This is a genomic window from Trichococcus sp. K1Tr, from assembly GCF_028309625.1.
Taxonomy (GTDB): domain Bacteria; phylum Bacillota; class Bacilli; order Lactobacillales; family Aerococcaceae; genus Trichococcus.
This window is the reverse complement of sequence record NZ_JAQMHR010000008.1, coordinates 37,986-55,954: the sequence shown is the minus strand read 5'-3', so window position 1 is coordinate 55,954 and position 17,969 is coordinate 37,986. Positions and strand designations below refer to the sequence as shown.

Genomic DNA, 17,969 nt, shown 5'->3' with positions numbered 1-17,969 from the left:
TTTTGATGCGGTTTTCTTCATCGTATATTTGTATGCAGTATCCGCTTTATCCTGTTATGGATTTAATATTTCCTCTTCTGTTCCAATTCCGATCTGCCAGGTCACCCCATATTTATCCGTCACAATGCCGAATTTTTTCGTGTAAAATGTTTCCTGAAGCGGAAACAAAACGATTCCACCTTCTTTGAGTGCATCAAAATAAGTTTGCACCAACAAAGGATCCTCGATTATCATCGACAGGCTGAGATTATTTCCGGGAATAAATTTTTCCCCTAAAGGGAGGTCCGCAAACATGATGATACTTTCTGTGATCTTCAAAGTCGTATAGATAACGCGATTATTGGCTTCCATGGATTGTGGGGGGATGTTCGGATCCGGTGGTACATCGCCATACGACTGGAATTTCGGTTTCTCAGTGCCAAAAACTTCTGCATAGTATTCCACAGCTTCTCTGCAGTCCCCGTCAAAATTGATGAACGGATAAATCATGTCAACCACTCCTTATTTTTCAAATCGAATCAGCCATTTGCAGTAACCAGTTATCTTTGGGCTAAAGTATCTTCGTCATGGCAGGAAAGGATGGGGATGTGCCGGAACAGTTTTTTTGGCAAAGCGCATTTTCATCATAATCTCTGGCTTACAAGTTCAAGTATAGTCATTGCGAAATCGCTTTACAAATTTTAGCGACCGAAAACGTACGGATGGGTAATCGGAAATGTTCTTGACGAATAACCCTCCAGCTTCCTCAAAATAAAAAACTAACCGTCGACCATCGTAATAGTTGTACGAACAAATGAATTGTGATATCTTGATTTGTAAGTACAAATATTTTGTGCGGATGCAAATGATAGCGGTTGCAATTATAAAGGAGGCGTTTTTTATCATTACCAGATCGAGAATATCCAAATTGTTGCTTTGCGGTATGGCCATCAGCATGGCTACCGCGGTCCAGTCCAAGTCACAGGTGCACGCGTCGGAAACGGATGAGCCCATCACTTTCTCGAATGCATCGGTCCACGATCCGTCCATCATCCAAGATCAGAAATCCGGGATGTACTATGTGTTTGGCTCGCATATCGCAGCAGCGAAATCGTCGGATCTGATCAATTGGCAGAATTTCACCAATGGTTATACCAGTACGGACAACACGATTTACGGGGATTTGAGCGAAAATCTTTCCGAATCCTTCGCCTGGGCAGGGGAAGATGATGCAGACAGCACGGGAGGTTATGCGGTCTGGGCGCCGGATGTCATCTGGAACAAGCACTATCGAAACGAAGACGGCAGCAAAGGCGCCTACATGCTGTACTACAGTGTTTCCTCCACCTATATCCGCTCGGCGATCGGTCTGGCTGTGTCCAAGAACATCGAAGGACCGTACGCGTATGTAGATACGATCATCTATTCCGGATTCTCGGAGGAAGAAGCGTATGATGCGAACAGTGACGTCAACAAGCAATGGGAGAGCACGAACATCGATGAACTGATCGAAGAAGGCGTGCTGGAAGAGCCCAACCCAGAGTGGTTCACGGAAAACGGTGCCTACAACAATGCAGACTACACAAACGCCATCGATGCCAATATCCTATACGATAAGCAAGGGAAACTGTGGATGACATACGGTTCGTGGTCAGGCGGGACCTTCATCCTCGAGCTGGACCAAAAAACAGGCATTCCGCTTTATCCGGGCGAAGACGGAGTGACTGAGGACGGCAGAATGATCGACCGCTATTTCGGAACCAAGATCGCCGCCGGGTATGGGCGTTCGTCTGAAGGGACTTATGCCGTCTACGACAAAAAGGCTGGCTATTATTATCTTTATTTGACTTACGGCGGGTTGGCTTCGGATGGCGGTTACCAGATGCGTCAGTTCCGTTCGGAGTCGATCACGGGTCCTTATGTGGATGCGGCAGGCAATGAAGCTGTTTATCCCGAGTCCTTCGACAAAGGAGTAGGCAATTTCCCTGGGGTCAACGATCATCAGGACATCGGCAACAAACTGATCGGAAACTTCCTCTTCACCCGGGAATTGGGTGAGGACGGAACCGGGGACGGCGTAGGGTATCTGTCAGCGGGACACAACTCCTATTACATCGATGCAAAAGCCGATAAGGAATTTCTCGTATTCCATACCCGTTTTCCGAACAAAGGCGAGACGCATGAAGTGCGTGTCCATCAGACATTCAAGAACAGCAACGACTGGCCGGTTCCGACACCGTATCGCTATGCTGGCGAGACGATAACGGAAGTGGCGCAGGAAGAGGTCACCGGCACTTACAAGTTCGTCAACCACGGCAACCAGATCACCGGCCAATTGACGGAGTCCACACTGGTTCAGTTGCAGGCTGACGGTACGGTTGCGGGTGCGCAGGAAGGTACATGGCGGCTTTATGATGGCTATCGGGCCGAGCTGAAACTGGCGGACGGCACTTATGACGGGGTCTTCATCAGCCAATGGGATCCGACGACAGAAGCGTGGGTCATGACTTTCAGCGGTATGTCCGAGAACGGACATGTCATTTGGGGAAGCCAAACAAGCACGGCTTCGGACTCGGAACAGATGGAGAAAATCAAAACCGAGCTCACGGAGTCCATGCCTGACTCAGTCATGAAGGACATCTTATTACCGACAACCGCTGCGGGTGGCAGCACCATCGAATGGACTTCCTCCGATCCTGCTGTCATCTCGGAAACAGGCATCGTCACTCGTCCTGAAGCCGGTCAGCCGGCAGCGCTCGTGACGTTGACCGCACTCATCCAAAATGAGCTGCAATCGGAGCAAGTCAGCTTCGAAATCCAAGTCGAACCGAAGGAAGCCGGCAAGCTTTCGGCTTACTATTCCTTCGATGAGACGTATCAGAATGCGGCAGGCGATCAGACCGATGCGCAAGTGACCGGAGACCGGATCAACAATACGGGCGGAGCTGTACCATTCGTTGAGGGCATCAAAGGACAGGCCGCTTCGTTTTACGGCAAATCCGGACTGTCGCTTGGGAAAGGCTTGATCACCCAAAATGCCTATACCGTAGCTTTCTGGATCAATCCAGCCGAGCTGAACCAGTTCACGACCGCCTTCTTCGGCGCTGCCACAGAGCAAAGTTGGGTCAGTCTGACGCCAGTAGGGCCGGCCAATCAGACGATGCTTTGGTCCGGCCAGCAATGGTATGATGCGCCGATCGGTTCCACTATCCCTGCTGGTGCGTGGACCCACCTGGCCTTTACGGTGGATGCCGGCAGGATCGCCGTATATGTCAATGGTGAGGAGCGGTTCACTGGTGAGAATTTCCCGAACGTTTTCGAAGGTGCGGCAGCGTCATTCGGTCTGGGCGTCAACTATTGGGATCAACCGTTTGAAGGGCTGATCGATGAGTTGTACATCCAAGACGGCATTGTCCTCCCGGCGGATGAAATCAAAGCATTGTACGATGAGGCTTCCGCAGCAAATCCGGATGCTCCCGTCGCCGAAGAAGCCACCAGTCAATCTACTTTGTTGTATGGCGCACTCGCATTCGGAGCGGTGGCAATTGCAAGGGTACCGATGCACTATTACAAAAAAGCAGGCAAGAAAACAGAAGAATAAATTATCCAAAAGGAAAAGTAATTTTTCCCTTGAACTGGAACGTAAAAGAGGCCGGATCGATGATCCTGGGCCTCTTTTGGTGGTTTCCGGCTATGGCTGAGCCGAAAAGGCCAAAAGGGTTCTGGCTTTACTTCAGGCTACGTTTGTTCGATAATGAACATGTATGCGGCTCATTTTTATTACAAATTTTTGGCTGAAAGGAGGATGATGAAATATGATTACACTTTTCCAAACGATTGAGCCGTTGGAATTGCTGTTCATCATTGGTGTGGCCGGCACTGTCCTGACATTCCCGCTCAATGATATTTTGTCTGTGGGATTCTACGACATCACTGACTTTTTCCTGGGTATTTTAATGACGAGCCTGCTCGTCAATGCGCTGCAAAAATCGGATGGCTGGTCATTTGGTTTGTTCGCATCGGTTTTTCTGGTTGTTTCAGCCCTCATCATCGCCTTCAAAATTTTCTTTGTACTGCCCTTATTGAAACGGGCAGAAAACAGCACCATCACGAGTTCAAAAGATTTGGAAGGCAAAGAAGCGACGGTGACTGTGCCGATCGGGCAGAAAACGATCGGGGAAATCATCGTATCGACCGGATTCGGTAAAATGAACAGAATGGCGCTTATCTATGCCTGTTCTGATACGGCGGATGTGTTGAACATCGCCAGCGGGGAAACGGTGTTGATCATTGAAATTCGGGATAACATCGCCTATGTCACACCGTACAAAAATGCTGTCCACGATTTGGTGGATGAGCCTGCTACATGGAATCAAAAAAAATATAAAGGTGGGAAATAAATGACGAATTTTTTGGATCAGTTTATGGGTATCGGTATCTTAGTGATTTTACTGGTGGTTGCCTTGATAATTTTCATAGGGCGATACAAGACAGCTTCACCGGATAAGGCGCTGATCGTCAGCGGGAGTTTTCTTGGCAGAAAAAATACTTATATCGATAAAGCGACAGGCAACACGATGAAAGTTGTCCGCGGCGGCGGTACTTTTGTCATCCCAGTATTTCAGACAGCCAAGGAATTGTCGCTCTTGTCGAGCAAGTTGGAAGTCAGCACGCCGGCTGTCTATACGGAGGAAGGGGTCCCCGTCTCTGCGGATGGAACAGTCATCATCAAGGTCGGTTCCACAGTGGAAGAAATTGCCACCGCGGCAGAGCAATATTTGAGCAAGCCGACAGAGGATCTGGAGAATGAAGCTCGTGAGGTTTTGGAGGGCCATTTGCGTTCCATTCTGGGTTCCATGACGGTCGAGGAAATCTATAAGAACCGCGATAAGTTCTCACAAGAAGTGCAAGCGGTCGCCAGTGTGGACCTTGCGAAGATGGGCTTGGTCATCGTCTCTTTCACTGTGAAGGAAGTGACGGATGAAAATGGTTATCTGGATGCCCTTGGGCAACCGCGTATCGCCCAAGTCAAACGGGATGCGTATATCGCTCAGGCAGAAGCCGATAAGGAAACGCGCATCAAGCGTGCCCAAGCGGAACAAGAATCGCAACAAGCCGAAATTTTGAGAGAGACCCAAATCGCGGAATCGAATAAACAAAAAGAATTGAAGCTGGCTGCATTCCGCCAAGAACAGGACGTCGCCAAAGCGAAAGCCGATAATGCCTATGCTTTGGAAAAAGCGCAGCTGGATATCTTGTTGAAAGAAAAAGAAATGAACGTCGAAATCACGGAACGTGTGAAACAAATCGAACTGGAAGAGAAAGAAATCGTCCGGAGAGAAAAACAATATGATGCAGAAGTGCGTAAGAAAGCCGATGCAGAGCGGTATGCCATCGAAACAAAGGCGGCTGCCGACAAACAAAAAGCGATCTGGGAATCCGAAGCGCGGGCCAAGGAGAAAGAGCTGAACGGTTTGGCGGAATCCGCCAGCATCCTTGCGATCGGGGAAGCCGAAGCGAAAGCGAAGGAAGCTTTAGCGAACGCATTGAAACAATACGGGGAAGCGGCCATCTTGACGATGCTGATCGAAAAATATCCGGATATCGTGCGCGCTGCCGCTGAGCCTATTTCCAATATCGACAGAATCACGGTAATCGATGGCGGCAACGGCAGCCAAGGCGCTGCCAAAGTAGCCAATTATGCCAGCCAAGTCCTGGCTGCCACTCAGGAAGGTCTCAAAGAAACGACCGGCTTGGATGTGACGGCGTTGATCGAATCGTTCGTCGGAAACAAAAATATCGGCAGTAAATTGGGTGTGATCAATGAGACAATGGCAGCTGAAATTTCAGCAGATAAGGCAATCAGTCCATCGGAAGCCAATAAAGAACCGGAAACAGAAACAGCCGTTTCTTAAAAGCAGGCATACAGGTAAAACTTTGCAAACAGAATACGCATAAAATCAGAATCCTTCGGAAGCATAAGAGCTCCGAAGGATTTTTTGTGGAACAGGAAAATATAAGAATAGCTGTGGTAAAATAAATACATAATAAATAAATCACAAATGGAAAAGGGGCGCACATATGGCTTATCATGTTTTTCGGTCGCCTAGCCGGTATATTCAAGGAGTAGGTGCTATAGACGCATTGGGGAAGGAAGCGGCTGTCTACGGAAAAAAGGCATTCCTGCTTACGGATGATTTCGTTTGGGGCTTGCTCCAGGAAAAAGTGGAACGGGCTCTGGAGGGTTTTCCCTATCATTATGAAGCATTCACTGGCGAAGCCTCGCTGGAAGCAATGGTCCGTTTGGCTGACGAGGTCGCCGATGCGACGGCGGACGTCATCATCGGCCTCGGAGGCGGCAAAATCATCGACGTTGCGAAAGGCATTGCAGCTGCATGCGAATTGCCGGTCGTGATTGTCCCCACCACCGTATCCACGGATGCACCGACCAGCGCGATATCGGTGCTCTACACGCAGGACGGGCTGTTCGATCATTACCGTTTCTATGCGAAGAACCCTGATCTGGTGCTTGTTGATACGCAAATCGTCATCCAAGCGCCGATCCGATTCTTCGCAAGCGGGATGGCGGATGCCTTGGCAACCTGTGCAGAAGCGTTGGCAACGAAAGCCTCCGGGGAGAATACGTTGGCAGGAGGATTGCCTACCATCGCCGGCACCGCCATTGCGAAGGCCTGCGAAGAAACCTTGTTCCGTGACGGACTCAGCGCGTTCACTGATGTCCAAAAAGGATTGGTGACGCCGGCTGTCGAGGCGATTGTCGAGGCGAATACGCTGCTGTCGGGACTGGGCTTTGAAAACGGTGGCTTGGCGGCCGCACATGCCATCCATAATGGCTTCACCGCCATCAAAGGCGAGGTCCATCGCCTGACGCATGGGGAAATAGTCGGCTTTTGCTTATTGGTTCAACTCGTACTTGAAGAGCGCCCTCTTGCAGACTTCCAAAAATACAGTCGTTTCCTGGCGGCAATCGGCATGCCGACGACTCTAGCCGAGATGCATCTGACCGGAGCCACGCATGAAGAGCTCGTTAAAGTCGGAAAACTTGCAGTATCCCAGAGCAACACCATGAAAAATCTAAGCAAAAACATAACGGCTGAGCAAGTCGCCGACGCCATTTTGGCGGTGGACGGACTTGTCGGAAAGGAATGATCGGTATGATCATCGGAGTGCCGAAGGAAATCAAAAATAACGAAAACCGGGTGGGTGTGGTGCCTGCAGGCGTGCAACTGCTGGTCCAGAACGGCCATCAAGTCTGGGTCCAATCCGGCTGCGGTGTCGGATCGGGATTCGAAGACAGACAGTACGAAAAGGCAGGGGCGACGGTGTTGGAAGACGCAGCCAAAGTCTGGGCCGCCGAACTGATCATCAAAGTGAAGGAGCCTTTGGAATCGGAGTACCCATACCTCCGCGAGGACCTGATTCTGTTTACCTATCTGCACTTGGCGGCCGCACCGGAGCTGACGGAGGCGATGCTGCAAGCGGGCATGACCGCAATCGGCTACGAAACGATGGTCGGCAAAAAAGGTGATTTGCCGTTGCTCACACCGATGAGCGTCATCGCGGGCCGCCTTTCCGTCCAGATCGGCGCGCAGTTCCTGGAAAAACCATACGGCGGCAAAGGTGTTTTGCTGAGCGGCGTTCCGGGTGTAGCGAACGGGAAAGTCGTCATCATCGGCGGCGGTGTGGCCGGGCGCAATGCCTTACAGATCGCATTGGGACTCGGCGCCCATTGCACGATTCTGGACGTCAGACCGGAGATCTTGACGGAAATCGAGAATTTGTACGGGAACGCGGTCATTACCTTGCTATCGAACGAGTGGAACATTGCCCATGCCATCAAGGATGCCGACGTCGTCGTCGGGGCTGTCCTGATTCCCGGCCGGAAAGCGCCGACGTTAGTGACCGAGGAGATGGTCAAAAGCATGCAGCCGGGTTCCGTGATCGTCGACATCGCCGTGGATCAGGGCGGCATCTTTGAAACCGAAGACCGCACGACCACGCACGATGATCCGGTTTATGAACGGCATGGCATCCTGCATTATGCGGTGCCGAATATGCCGGGCGCCGTTCCGCGCACAGCCACGATCGCGTTGACGAATGTCACGTTGCCTTATGCAGTGGAAATCGCGAATCAAGGTGCGCGGCAAGCGGCGGCAAAAAATCCGACCATCCTGACCGGATTCAACGTGCACAGAGGCAAACTGACGAACAAAGATGTCGCCGAATCGATCGGCGCAGTCTATACTCCAATCGAAACTTTGTTGTAAAAGGCGCCGGATTTCCTGAGATATCAAACAGGAAGTCCGGTTTTTGCATAGAATTCGTCAACGTGCACTTGTATTTTTCCGGTTGGTTTACTATACTATTTGTACGGACATATACAGAGGGAGAGCATGCCATGAAAACAAAATACCAGGTGATTGCCGATGAGATACGCTCAAAAATACTTTCGAACGAATTTGTGGTAGGCAAAGTCATTCCGCCTGAACTGCAGCTGCAGAAGGATTATGGGGTCAGCCGCCATACCGTCCGGGAAGCGATCGCCTTGCTGGTGAATGAAGGTTTTCTGCGTAAGGAAAAAGGTTCCGGGACCTATGTCGACGATACATATCAGAGGCGTGGTGACGGGGTGTCTTCCAGCAAGACGATCGGCGTCATCACGACTTATCTGTCGGACTATATTTTCCCATCGATCATCCGCGGCATCGAGCAGAAGTTGCGGGAGAATGGCTACTCTTTGCTGCTGGCGAGCACGAACAACGACGTCGATCAGGAGCGGGAGTGTCTGGAACAGATGCTCAGCCAAGGTGTTTCGGGGCTGATCGTGGAACCGACAAAAAGTAACCAATACAATCCGAATTTGGCTTATTACCTTTCCTTCAAGGAACGCGGCATACCGGTCGTCATGATCAATGCCTACTATGAAGAACTTTCGGTCCCATTCATTTGCGTCAATGACACGAGAGCGGGCTACCTTGCCACGAAACATCTATTCGAGCAGGGCCATCAGCATTTGGCGCTGATCACGAAGATCGACGACCTGCAAGGGAAGTACCGGATGAAAGGCTTCATCAAAGCCCATGAAGAGATGCGTACAAATTTCGATCCGAAAAATGTGTATACGTACACGACCGAAACCAAAGGGCAAGTGTTCCAGACGATTCGTGAGAAGCTGGCGAGCGATCAGGAAGTCACCGGCATCGTCTGCTACAACGATGAAGTGGCGCAGGGCTTGATCCAAGCGCTTGCTGACATGGGCAAACGGGTTCCGGAAGATTATTCGGTGGTCGGCAATGATGACTCGTTCTTGAGCACGGCAGGCAGCGTCAAGCTGACGACCCTTTCCCATCCCAAAGAAGAATTGGGAGCGGCAGCTGCCGAGTGGATCATGCTGGCCGTACAGCAAGAAGTGACAGGCAATAAAATATTCGAGCCGGAACTGATCATCCGCGATTCGGTCAAACGGATCCAATAACTGAAAAACGGAGCTATCCCTGAATCGGGATGGCTTCTTTTTGTTGCTGCATCAGGTTTTTAGGTAGATTTTAGGGCTGCGATTGGGAAGCGAGCGATGCATAAGGGACAGGCAACCGCCAACTCATTGTTTTTTGTGTTCGGACAAATATTCAATTTATCTCTTTACATGTACGGACATATGGAATATAATATGCCTAAGAAGAACGGACAGCATCCGAAAAGGGTGTACCGCAAAAAGGAGGAAATATTTTGACTGAGAAGTTACAAGCGATAGTCACTGATATCGAATCGCGGCAGACGAGCATCGGAATCGAATTCGGCTCCACCCGCATCAAGGCGGTGCTGATCGACTCCCGCTTCGCTCCGATCGCATCCGGCAGCTACGAATGGGAAAATCAGCTAATGGACGGCATCTGGACATATTCGTTGGACCAGATTTGGGAAGGGCTTCAAACAAGTTATGCAGAACTGACACGCGAGGTCAAAGAGAAATACGGCGTGACCTTGACCGCAGTCGGATCGATCGGTTTCAGTGCGATGATGCACGGCTACATGGCGTTCAATCAGGAAAATGAGTTATTGGTGCCGTTCCGGACTTGGCGCAACGCCACTACAGCTGATGCCGAAAAGGAATTGACCGCACTGTTCAAATACAATATCCCGCAACGCTGGAGCATTGCTCACCTGTATCAAGCGGTTTTGAATAAGGAAGAACATACAAATGAAGTCGCTTTCTTTACGACTTTGGCAGGCTACATCCATTGGCAACTGACAGGCAAGAAAGTTTTGGGAATCGGCGACGCATCCGGGATGTTCCCGATCGATGTCGAGAAGAAAAATTACGACGAACGGATGATTGGTCAGTTCGATGCATTGGTCGCAGAAAAAGGCGCGACTTGGAAATTGGCGGATCTGCTGCCGGAAGTACTGTTGGCAGGGGACGCAGCCGGGAATCTGACGGAAGTGGGGGCCAAACTGCTTGATCCGACAGGCACACTCGAAGCGGGCATCCCGTTATGTGCGCCGGAAGGGGACGCCGGGACCGGCATGGTCGCCACGAACAGCGTGGCGGAGCGAACCGGAAATGTATCCGCAGGGACTTCGGCATTTGCGATGATCGTATTGGAGCAGGACTTGAATGAAGTGCATCCGGAAATCGATCTCGTGACGACACCGGCAGGAAGCCTGGTCGCGATGGTCCATACCAATAACTGTTCATCCGATATCAACGCCTGGGTCAAGCTTTTTCGGGAATTCAGCGAAGCTGCCGGTTTCGCAATCGATACGGAAAAATTGTTCGCCACTTTATTCAATAAAGCCCTTGAAGGCGATGCCGATTGCGGCGGTTTGCTTTCCTACGGTTACTACTCGGGCGAGAATATCACTCATATGGCGGAAGGTCGGCCGTTGTTTGTCCGCACACCGGAAAGCAACTTCAACTTGGCCAACTTCATGCGCGTGCATCTCTTCACCGCTTTCGGAGCGATGAAGATCGGCATGAATATCCTGAAGCAGGAACATGTTGCAATCGACAAGATCGTCGGCCACGGCGGTATCTTCAAAACCCCTGAGGTCGGCCAGAAAGTATTGGCTGCCGTCATGGACGCACCGGTTACGGTAATGGAAACAGCCGGAGAAGGCGGTGCATGGGGCATCGCATTGCTGGCTGCCTACGCCGATCGCAAGGAGACATCAGAGACTTTGGATGCATTTTTGGACAAGAAAGTATTCGGTGCCGATGAAGGCGTCACGATCGCTCCAGATGCGCGCGATGTAGAAGGTTTCGGAACTTTCATCGAACGTTACCAAAAAGGGCTGGCGATCGAACAAGCTGCAGTCACGCATTTGAGTTTGAGATAGAAGGGAAGGAAACATCTTGCTGGAACAATTAAAAGAAGAAGTTTTTCAAGCCAATCTGGAATTGCCGGAACGGGGATTGATCAAATACACCTGGGGAAACGTCAGTGCGGTTGACCGCGAAAAAGGCTTGTTCGTCATCAAGCCCAGCGGTGTCGGCTATGACGACATGAAAGCGAGCGATATGGTTGTCTGCGACTTTGACGGCAACGTCATCGAAGGGGATCTGAACCCGTCATCCGACATGCCGACGCATGCCGTCCTCTACAAAGAATTCCCGGAAATCGGCGCGGTTGTGCACACACATTCGACTTGGGCCACGATTTGGGCGCAAGCTGGATTGGATGTGCCGGCCATGGGTACGACACATGCCGATACCTTCTACGGCACGGTTCCCTGCGCGCGTTTCCTGACGCAAGCGGAAATCGATCGGGGTTACGAGGAAGAAACGGGAAACGCCATTGTGGAAACGTTCCGCGAACGCGGCATCAAACCGATGGAAGTTCCCGGCGTATTGCTGCATGGGCACGGGCCTTTCACTTGGGCCAACGATGCGAAGGGTGCTGTACTGAACGCGGTCGTATTGGACGAGGTCTGCAAAACCAATCTGTTCGCCCGTCAATTGGATGCCTTCGCGGAAGAACTGCCGCAACGCATTCTGGATAAACATTATTTGCGAAAACACGGAGAAAACGCCTATTACGGGCAGAAAAAATAGAGGAGCTGGAGATATGTTAGAAGTAGGAAAAAAAGAATTTTGGTTCGTAGTCGGTTCACAACATTTATATGGTGAAGAAGCTTTACAAACAGTTAAAAACAATGCGGCTGTTATCGTGGAAAGCCTGAACAACAGCGGCAAACTGCCTTATCCGCTTGTGCTGCAGGAATTGGCGGTAACGCCCGATACGATCACGAAGATCATGAAAGAAGTGAATTACCGTGATGAAGTGGCAGGTGTGATCACTTGGATGCATACCTTCTCGCCAGCCAAAATGTGGATCCGCGGCACGAAATTGTTGCAAAAACCGTTGCTGCATCTGGCAACTCAATTCAACGAAAGCATTCCATGGGCAACAATTGATATGGATTTCATGAACTTGAACCAAGCGGCACATGGCGACCGCGAGTACGGCTTCATCAATGCGCGCCTGAAAAAGAACAACAAAGTCGTTGTCGGCTATTGGGAACGTGAAAATGTCCAAACCCAAATCGCGGAATGGATGGACGTTGCGGTAGCCTACAATGAAAGCTTCTCCATCAAAGTGGCGCGTTTCGGCGATAACATGCGTAACGTTGCCGTGACCGAAGGCGACAAAGTGGAAGCACAAATCCAATTCGGCTGGACAGTCGATTACTACGGCATCCGTGATCTAGTGGACTATGTCGATGCGGTCGCAGACGAAGAAGTCGATGCTTTGTTCAATGAATACAAAGATTTGTATGATTTCGACTACGGCGATTATGAGCAAGGCAAATGGGAAGCGCACGTCAAAGTGCAGGCGCGTCAAGAAATCGGCATCCGTCGTTTCTTGGAAGCGGGCGGCTATACTGCCTTTACCTCAAACTTTGAAGATCTGCATGGCCTGCAACAATTACCAGGTCTCGCAGTACAACGTTTGATGGCAGAAGGCTACGGATTTGCAGGCGAAGGCGACTGGAAAACAGCAGCAATCGACCGCTTGATGAAGATCATGTCCCACAACATCGACACCGGCTTCATGGAAGACTACACGTATGAAATGGCTGAAGGCAGAGAAGCGATTCTGCAGTCGCATATGTTGGAAGTCGATCCAGGACTGGCGGCCAACAAACCAAAAATCTTGATCGCACCATTATCGATGGGGAACCGTGAAGAGCCTGCCCGCCTTGTATTCGACGGCAAAGCAGGGGACGGCGTTGTCGTTTCAATGGCTGACTTCGGAACGCACTACAAGTTGTTGGTGAATGAAGTTGTTGCTTTTGAACCGACTGAGGCAGCTCCGAACCTTCCTGTCGCACGCGTCCTTTGGGAAGTAAAACCGAATTTCCATGACGGAATCCGCGCTTGGATCGAAGCTGGCGGCGGTCACCACACTGTCGTTTCATTGAGTTTGAGCACAGATCAGATCCTGGCTTGGGCAAAACTGGTCGGTCTTGAAGTAGCCTTAATCAAATAGTTTTTTTTCGATCGGTTTGACAGAAAATCGTCAAACCGATTTTTTGGAGGATGTTTGTGAAAATCGTGGCAAGCGTTTTCAATAATAAAAATGAAAAGGAGCAACAAAAATGACTGCATTTGATTCAAAAGAGTATCTGGACAAGGTGGATGCCTTCTGGCGCGCCGCCAATTTCATCTCCGTGGGGCAACTGTACCTGAAGGACAATCCCTTGCTGCAACGCTCGATCGAGGAAACCGATGTGAAACTCCATCCGATCGGCCACTGGGGAACGATCTCCGGACAGAATTTCATCTATGCCCACTTGAACCGCGTCATCAACAAATATGACCTGAACATGTTCTACGTCGAAGGGCCAGGACATGGCGGCCAAGTCATGGTTTCGAACTCCTATCTGGACGGCTCCTACACGGAAATCTATCCGGAAATCACCGAAGATCTGGAAGGGTTGACGAAACTCTACAAACAATTCTCCTTCCCGGGCGGGGTAGCTTCCCATGCGGCACCGGAAACACCCGGATCGATCCATGAAGGCGGCGAATTAGGCTATTCGCTTTCCCATGCTACTGGTGCCATCTTCGACAATCCGGAAGTGATTGCAGCGACTGTCGTTGGTGACGGGGAAGCGGAAACCGGTCCTTTGGCGGCTGGTTGGTTCTCCAATGTGTTCATCAATCCGGTTACAGATGGTGCCGTTTTGCCGATCCTATACCTGAACGGCGGCAAAATCTCCAACCCGACAATCCTTGACCGCAAATCGAACGAAGAGTTGACGCAGTACTTTGGCGGCATGGGCTGGGAGCCATTGTTCGTGGAAGGAACCGAACCGGAAGCGGTGCATCCGATTATGGCACAAGTGTTGGATAGGGCTGTCGAAAAAATCAAAGCGATCCAAACAGAAGCCCGCAAAGGCTCTGCAGCCGAAGCGAAGATGCCGGCTTGGCCGGTCATCATTTTCCGCACACCGAAAGGCTGGACGGGTCCGAAAACGTGGGATGGCGAACCGATCGAAGGCGGCTTCCGCGCCCATCAAGTGCCGATTCCGGTGGATGCGCACCATATGGAACACATCGATGCGCTGGTGGATTGGATGCAGTCCTACCGTCCGCAAGAATTGTTCACGGCGGGTGGTCAACTGGTGGCTGAATTGAAAGAGATGGCACCGAAAGGCGACCGACGGATGGCTACAAATCCGATCACGAACGGCGGTATCGATCCGAAACCGCTCAACATTCCGGATTGGAAGCAGTATGCCGTCGACACGACCGTTCCAGGCGCAGTTATTGCCCAGGACATGATCGAATTCGGCAACTTTGCGCGCGACTTGATCGTGGACAATCCGGATAATTTCCGCATCTTCGGACCGGATGAAACCAAATCCAACCGCCTGAACAAAGTATTCGAAGTGACGAACCGCGTCTGGATGGAAGCGATCGATCCTGCTTATGATGAGTGGCTTTCTCCATCAGGCCGTGTCATCGATTCGCAGTTGTCCGAACACCAGGCGGAAGGTTTCCTGGAAGGGTATGTCCTGACTGGGCGCCATGGTTTCTTCGCAAGTTACGAAGCCTTCCTGCGCGTGGTGGATTCGATGATTACCCAACATTTCAAATGGTTGCGCAAAGCCAAAGAACAGACATGGCGCAAACGCTATCCGTCCTTGAACCTGATCGCGACTTCGACCGTGTTCCAACAGGACCACAATGGCTACACCCACCAAGATCCAGGTTTGCTGACGCACTTGGCTGAGAAGAAACCGGAATTCATCCGCGAATACTTGCCGGCGGATGCGAACTCCTTGATGGCCGTAATGGCGGAAACGATGGCTTCCGAGGAACAGATCAACCTGATCGTGTCTTCGAAACACCCGCGTCCGCAATTCTACTCTGCTGAAGAAGCGGAAGTATTGGTCAAAGATGGCCTGAAAGTGATCGACTGGGCTTCGACTTGCGGAGACGAAGAACCGGATGTCGTGATCGCAGCAGCGGGAACGGAACCGAACCTGGAGGCACTTGCCGCAGTCACGATTCTGCACAAGCAGTTTCCGGCATTGAAAATCCGTTTCATCAACATCGTGGATCTGTTGAAATTGCGACATCCGGATGTGGATCCGCGCGGCTTGAGCGATGAAACATTCGATGCCTATTTCACGGCAGACAAACCGATCGTCTTTGCTTTCCACGGCTTCGAAGGCTTGATCCGTGACATCTTCTTTGATCGTCACAACCACAACCTGCACATCCACGGCTACCGTGAGAACGGGGACATCACGACACCATTCGACATGCGCGTATTGTCCGAAATGGATCGCTTCCACTTGGCGCAGGATGCTGCCAACGCCGTCTATGGCGAAGAAGCGTCAGCCTTCTCGCAACGGATGACGGAAACTGTGGATTTCCACCACCGCTTCATCCGCGAGAACGGCGAGGACATTGCGGAAGTCATGGAATGGAAATGGGAAGCACTGGAAGGTGCGGCAGCAGCCAAAGAGCTGATCGCAAACAAAGCGGACTGAGGTAAGAAAGACTGTTAAAAAATAAAAAAGATGCGTTCCCGCCCTTGGAGCAATTGCTCCAACGGACGGCAGCGCATCTTTTTCGGATATTTCCTGCTAGCGATAAACAAAGAAGTTGCCGAGGAATACGACAGCAGCCATGTTTGTGGGGCGCGACAGCTCTTTGTCAGTCCGGCCCATCTTTCAAAAATCTTCAAGGAAGCGACCGGTGTAGGGCGTATCGATAACAAGAAAAGGGCTGTATCAGAACCAGAACAGAATTTTCTGGATTTGATACAGCCTCTTTATATGGAAATTTAATTTACGCTCAGAGATTCCCCTTCAAAGACAATTTGGCGGGGAATTCCACCCCCTAACCACATAACCCCATAACCGCGAATCATCATGCTCTGCTGTGGGTTCTTCGGAATTCTTTCGGTGTCTGTCCTTCCCGTTTTTTGAAGAGGTAGCTGAAATAATTGGGATCGTTGTAGCCGATGTCCATCGCGATGGCGGACAGTTTGTCATCCGTCCCGACCAGCAACTCCTTGGCATGCTGCAGACGGCATTCCGTCAGGAAGTCGATGAAGGTCTGCCCCAAAGATTGCGAGAAGATGGTGCTGAAATGCGACGGACTCAGGTTCACTGCATCAGCCACGACGTTCAGGGAGATGTCCGGATCGGTAAAATTCTCCTTGATGAATCCCAACGCTTTTTGGATGACGCTCTGATACTTCACCATGGAGGGATTGATGTGGGCCGCCATGAGGAAGGCCAACAGCTTTTCGATGATTTGGGTATATTCCGCGGCATCGGCCGCCACCGCCGCCAGTTGATCCAGATCATTCATTTTTTCAAGCAAAGGCTGCTCCGAACCGGGCTTCTTTTTTTGGACAAGATGGCCCAGCTCGGTCAGCACGAAAAATCGGAAGAGGCGGTTGCGTTCTTCGGTATCCCCGGGTGTTCCCTGAAGCTCCAGCACCAGTTCCTCCAGTTCATCCGCTTCGGTCTGGGCAATTTTCTGGGCCAGATCGAGTTTGAAAGGATTCGTCGGGGAAACTTCGCCGTCCTTGATGTCATCCTCGTAGCTGATGATCCGTTCGGTCCGCAACACGCCGTAGGTCTGGAGCATGTTCTGCGTGTAGCGGTAAGCCTGCGGGATTTCGCTGAGCCGTTCGACGATCGGCCCGATTGAAACGATCAGGTCCTCCGCTTCCTCATCCTTCAGTTCATGGACGAGCGTCTGAGCCAACTGATAACTTTTTTCCAACAGCCTGTCCGTATCGCTGTCCATCAGCAGAAACTTGATGAAGCGCGACGAGATGCTGGAGAAGATGATGCTCTCATCCGCTCCGAAAAGGAAATGCAGATAATTGCTGAAGCGGAAATAATCATCGAAGTTCTTGTCGTAATGATTGGTTGCCAACACGACGCAGGTCTTTTTCCCGACTACCGAACGCTTCAAGGCGGCGGATTCCTGCAGCACTTCCGGAACCGATAAGTCACCGCGGAAGATGCCGTTCAGGAAATGATTTTTCTTCAGCTCGAAGATGAAATTATCCGCATGCGTATCCCGTTCCGTGACGGGTTCTTTTTGTTTGTCCAATACCGCGATGACAGCCTCCAGCGTTTGGATCAGTTCGGTGTCTTTGATCGGCTTCAGAAGATAGGCGTCCGCCTGCACTTGGATGGCGGTGCGCGCATATTCGAAATCATCGAAGCCGCTGATGAAGATGATGCGGATCCAAGGGAAGATCTTCCGTACTTCCTTTGCCAAACTCAGGCCATCCATGAAGGGCATCCGGATATCGGTCAGCAGGATATCCGGCTTGACATCCATGATCGATGCCAATGCCATTTCCCCGTCTGAGGCTTCCCCTGAAAAGATCAGCGGGTGTGTTTCGGCGAGGGACAGCAGTTGGTTCCGCAGGCTGTCCCGGATCAGGTGTTCATCCTCGACTATAAAGATTTTATACATGCTTGAT

At 51.0% G+C, this 17,969-nt stretch carries 12 protein-coding genes; 10 read left to right on the top strand and 2 right to left on the bottom strand.

What is annotated here, in order from left to right; translation table 11 throughout:
* Positions 1–54 precede the first annotated feature (54 nt).
* Entirely contained in the window at positions 55–489 is a 435-nt protein-coding gene (locus PH235_RS11805) for a VOC family protein (protein ID WP_272162538.1), read from the bottom strand.
* A gap of 418 nt (positions 490–907) precedes the next feature.
* On the opposite strand from PH235_RS11805, the gene PH235_RS11800 reads away from it, so the two are divergent.
* From PH235_RS11800 to PH235_RS11755, 10 genes are all read left to right on the top strand, one after another.
* Positions 908–3,580: a lipocalin-like domain-containing protein gene (locus tag PH235_RS11800; protein ID WP_272162537.1), complete on the top strand. Its 2,673-nt coding sequence runs from the start codon at positions 908–910 to the stop codon at positions 3,578–3,580.
* A 214-nt stretch (positions 3,581–3,794) separates the two neighbouring features.
* Positions 3,795–4,379 carry an NfeD family protein gene (locus PH235_RS11795; protein WP_272162536.1) on the top strand — a complete coding sequence of 195 codons (585 nt, stop codon included), beginning with the start codon at positions 3,795–3,797 and terminating at the stop codon, positions 4,377–4,379.
* A gap of 12 nt (positions 4,380–4,391) precedes the next feature.
* Positions 4,392–5,894, top strand: coding sequence for a flotillin family protein (locus PH235_RS11790; RefSeq protein ID WP_443080885.1), 1,503 nt, complete (start codon positions 4,392–4,394; stop codon positions 5,892–5,894).
* A gap of 166 nt (positions 5,895–6,060) precedes the next feature.
* On the top strand, positions 6,061–7,149 hold the full coding sequence (locus PH235_RS11785; RefSeq protein WP_272162534.1) for a glycerol dehydrogenase: 1,089 nt from the start codon (positions 6,061–6,063) through the stop codon (positions 7,147–7,149).
* 5 nt (positions 7,150–7,154) lie between these two features.
* Positions 7,155–8,267 carry an alanine dehydrogenase gene (ald, locus tag PH235_RS11780; protein ID WP_272162533.1) on the top strand — a complete coding sequence of 371 codons (1,113 nt, stop codon included), beginning with the start codon at positions 7,155–7,157 and terminating at the stop codon, positions 8,265–8,267.
* A 131-nt stretch (positions 8,268–8,398) separates the two neighbouring features.
* Positions 8,399–9,475 (top strand): GntR family transcriptional regulator, encoded by a 1,077-nt coding sequence (locus tag PH235_RS11775; RefSeq protein WP_272162532.1) that lies wholly within the window; start codon positions 8,399–8,401, stop codon positions 9,473–9,475.
* Positions 9,476–9,726: 251 nt separating this feature from the next.
* The gene (locus tag PH235_RS11770) at positions 9,727–11,337 is read left to right on the top strand and encodes a xylulokinase (RefSeq protein WP_272162531.1); all 1,611 of its coding nucleotides are present in this window, start codon (positions 9,727–9,729) and stop codon (positions 11,335–11,337) included.
* Between the two features lie 16 nt (positions 11,338–11,353).
* A complete protein-coding gene (locus PH235_RS11765; protein ID WP_272162530.1) occupies positions 11,354–12,052 on the top strand; it encodes an L-ribulose-5-phosphate 4-epimerase in 699 nt (232 codons plus the stop codon).
* A gap of 13 nt (positions 12,053–12,065) precedes the next feature.
* Positions 12,066–13,490 (top strand): L-arabinose isomerase, encoded by a 1,425-nt coding sequence (araA, locus tag PH235_RS11760; RefSeq protein WP_272162529.1) that lies wholly within the window; start codon positions 12,066–12,068, stop codon positions 13,488–13,490.
* 109 nt (positions 13,491–13,599) lie between these two features.
* The gene (locus tag PH235_RS11755; protein ID WP_272162528.1) at positions 13,600–16,005 is read left to right on the top strand and encodes a phosphoketolase family protein; all 2,406 of its coding nucleotides are present in this window, start codon (positions 13,600–13,602) and stop codon (positions 16,003–16,005) included.
* A 382-nt stretch (positions 16,006–16,387) separates the two neighbouring features.
* Here PH235_RS11755 and PH235_RS11750 read toward each other — a convergent pair whose 3' ends face one another.
* Positions 16,388–17,962: a response regulator transcription factor gene (locus PH235_RS11750; RefSeq protein WP_272162527.1), complete on the bottom strand. Its 1,575-nt coding sequence runs from the start codon at positions 17,960–17,962 to the stop codon at positions 16,388–16,390.
* Positions 17,963–17,969 lie beyond the last annotated feature (7 nt).

Bases quoted from the DNA above. Each gene is read 5' to 3' on its own strand.
- PH235_RS11785 (WP_272162534.1), top strand. From the start codon at position 6,061: ATGGCTTATCATGTTTTTCGGTCGCCTAGCCGGTATATTCAAGGAGTA.
- PH235_RS11775 (WP_272162532.1), top strand. From the start codon at position 8,399: ATGAAAACAAAATACCAGGTGATTGCCGATGAGATACGCTCAAAAATA.
- PH235_RS11755 (WP_272162528.1), top strand. From the start codon at position 13,600: ATGACTGCATTTGATTCAAAAGAGTATCTGGACAAGGTGGATGCCTTC.
- PH235_RS11795 (WP_272162536.1), top strand. From the start codon at position 3,795: ATGATTACACTTTTCCAAACGATTGAGCCGTTGGAATTGCTGTTCATC.
- ald (WP_272162533.1), top strand. From the start codon at position 7,155: ATGATCATCGGAGTGCCGAAGGAAATCAAAAATAACGAAAACCGGGTG.
- araA (WP_272162529.1), top strand. From the start codon at position 12,066: ATGTTAGAAGTAGGAAAAAAAGAATTTTGGTTCGTAGTCGGTTCACAA.
- PH235_RS11805 (WP_272162538.1), bottom strand. From the start codon at position 489: ATGATTTATCCGTTCATCAATTTTGACGGGGACTGCAGAGAAGCTGTG.
- PH235_RS11750 (WP_272162527.1), bottom strand. From the start codon at position 17,962: ATGTATAAAATCTTTATAGTCGAGGATGAACACCTGATCCGGGACAGC.